The sequence below is a fragment of the Paracoccus sanguinis genome (assembly GCF_900106665.1).
Classification (GTDB): domain Bacteria; phylum Pseudomonadota; class Alphaproteobacteria; order Rhodobacterales; family Rhodobacteraceae; genus Paracoccus; species Paracoccus panacisoli.
Map to the genome: position 1 here is coordinate 1 of NZ_FNNA01000019.1, position 2268 is coordinate 2268.

At 68.9% G+C, this 2268-nt stretch carries 3 protein-coding genes; all 3 read right to left on the reverse strand.

Going from position 1 to position 2268, the window contains the following annotated elements:
- Nucleotides 1–70 precede the first annotated feature (70 nt).
- Nucleotides 71–376, reverse strand: a complete 306-nt coding sequence (locus BLW17_RS17215) for a hypothetical protein (protein ID WP_139306063.1) — start codon at nucleotides 374–376, stop codon at nucleotides 71–73.
- Between the two features lie 54 nt (nucleotides 377–430).
- Entirely contained in the window at nucleotides 431–1672 is a 1242-nt protein-coding gene (locus BLW17_RS17220; RefSeq protein ID WP_036737005.1) for a phage major capsid protein, read from the reverse strand.
- An 11-nt stretch (nucleotides 1673–1683) separates the two neighbouring features.
- On the reverse strand, nucleotides 1684–2268 hold a 585-nt coding region (locus BLW17_RS17225), incomplete at its 5' end, for a head maturation protease, ClpP-related (RefSeq protein ID WP_036737007.1).

Below are 2268 nucleotides of genomic sequence, written 5' to 3' on the forward strand. Positions count from 1 at the left end.
CGGGCCTGCGCCTTGACCTCGGCCAGCGTGATCGGCGGTGCGGCCGGTGGGGTGACGAGGACCAGCCGCATCAGTCTTGGGCCTTCCCGTAGACGGCGCGGTCTACGCCCTGACCCGTGAAGTCGGCCTCATCAGGGCGCACTCGCTTGGGGTCGTTCCAGTCAATTGCGTTCTGCGCAGCGGTGGTGCCCTCGCGCGGATTGGCGTCGACGCTCTCGTGCGCCACATCGACCGCATCCGTGACCCCCGGTTCGATGATCGCGCCGGACGCTTCCTCCAGCCCCACCGCAGGTGCCGGATCGGCGACGCCGTGGGTGTCTTCCTCGATTGCCGTCGCATCGCTCTTCGGTGCGGCATCAGTCTTCTTCACAGCCATGATGGCCTCCATTCGGACAAGGGTGAAGCCCGGCGCAAACGCCGGGCCGCTGGGTCAGGCTGCGGCCATCCTGAGGACCCGCAGCATCTCGGGATTGAGCAGCCCGCCGCCTACCCGCTTGGTGGTGTAGAAGTGGACGTAGGGCTTGTTGGTGAAGGGATCGCGCAGCACCCGCACGCCGGCGCGGTCGACGATCAGGTAGCCGCGGCGGAAGTCGCCGAAGGCCAGTGGCATGGCGCCGGGGGCGACATCAGGCATCGCCGCCATCTCGGTCACGGGATAGGCCAGCACGTTCTGCGGCTGGCCTTCGGTGAAGGAGGGCTGCCAAAGGTAGTTGCCCTGACCGTCCTTGAGCTTGCGGATGCTTGCGAGCGTGTTGCGGTTGGCGACCAGACGCGCATTCTGCGCCGCCTGACCGGGCAGCGAGTAGACGAGGTCGATCAACTCGTCGGCGGTGATCGCCGTCGCACTCTCGGCGGTGATGGTCGGGATCGCCCCCCAAGGGTGGGCAGTCGCCTTCGATCCACCCTCGGCATAGGTCAGGACTCCCGAGGGCTTGTTGACGCCGTCGCCCGCGACGAAGGCGATGCCCTCCTGGTAGGCGAACTCGGCCTCGATCTCGCTGGCGATCCACTGCTCGAGGTTGATCGCCGCATCGTCGAGCATCTGCTGGGTGGCGCCCGGATTGGCGTAGATCTCGCCCGGGGTGTAGTCGAGATGCCCGAACTGCGGCGTGCTGGTCTGCGGCCGCGGCGCGGTCTCGCCGACCCAGCCCGAGCCGAATCCCTGGGCCGAGAAGAGCTTGCGGAAGCCTGCACCGGAGATCGTCTGCACCGAGGCGATCTGGCGCATGGGCGAGACCTCGACCAGCTTGTCGGTGATGGTGCGGTCCCATTCGACCGGCGCCAGATAACCGCCTTCGGCATCGGCGCCCTTGTTCAGCGCGGCCGAGACCTCGCCCTTGCGAAAGTGGGCCCGGAAGGCGTCCGTGTAGGCGGCATCGACCGGGCCGGCCGCCATCCCGCTGCCACCGATCCGCAGGGCTGCAATCTGCGCGGCCTGCGCGTCCATGGCGGCTTGCAGTTCGCCGACGGCCGCATTGATGCGGTCGACCTTCTCGGCCCGGACCACATCCTCCTGGCCTTTGCGGAGGGCTGTCAGCTGATCACTGTGCTCGGCCTTGAAGGCCTCGAAGCTCTTCTGCAGCTCGGCGAAGATCTGCTTCGGATCGCCGCTGGCGTCGGCGCGCAGGGCGACGATCCCGCGCGTCAGCGCAGGGTGGGACATCATGTTCATGGGATTGCCTCTCAGGTGAGCGTCTGGATGAGGGACCGCGCGGCGGCGGTCCAGTCGTCGTCAGCGCGCGGCATGACGGATGCGGCAGCGCCCGGCGTGCCGCGGATCTCGGCCAGGAGCGCGCGGCGTTCCGACCGGGGAATGTTCTGGCGGGCGAGCAGCGTGTCGATGCGGCGCAGGGCGCTCGGGGCTTCGGGCTGCACGCCCCCATCACGGGTCACATCGGCGGCCAGGAACCCGTCAGCGAGCCCGGCCGCGACGGCTTCCGGGCCCGTGAACCAGCGTTCGCTGTCCATCCACTCTGCTGCGACCTCGGGATCGACGTCCGCCTTGGCGGCGTAGACCTCCGCCATGGCTGCATCGAAGGGGATCATCGTCTCGGCGGCCGCGGCCATGTCGTGGCGGTTGCCGATGGCGACCACCCAGGCGTTGTGGACCATCAGGAACCCGGCGCGGCCGATCCGGACCTCGTCGCCGGCCATGGCGATCACCGAGGCAGCCGAGGCGGCAAGCCCGAGGATGCGGACGGAGACCCGGCGCGGATCGGCGCGCAGCAGGTTGTAGATTGCCACGCCCTCGAAGAAGTCGCCGCCGGG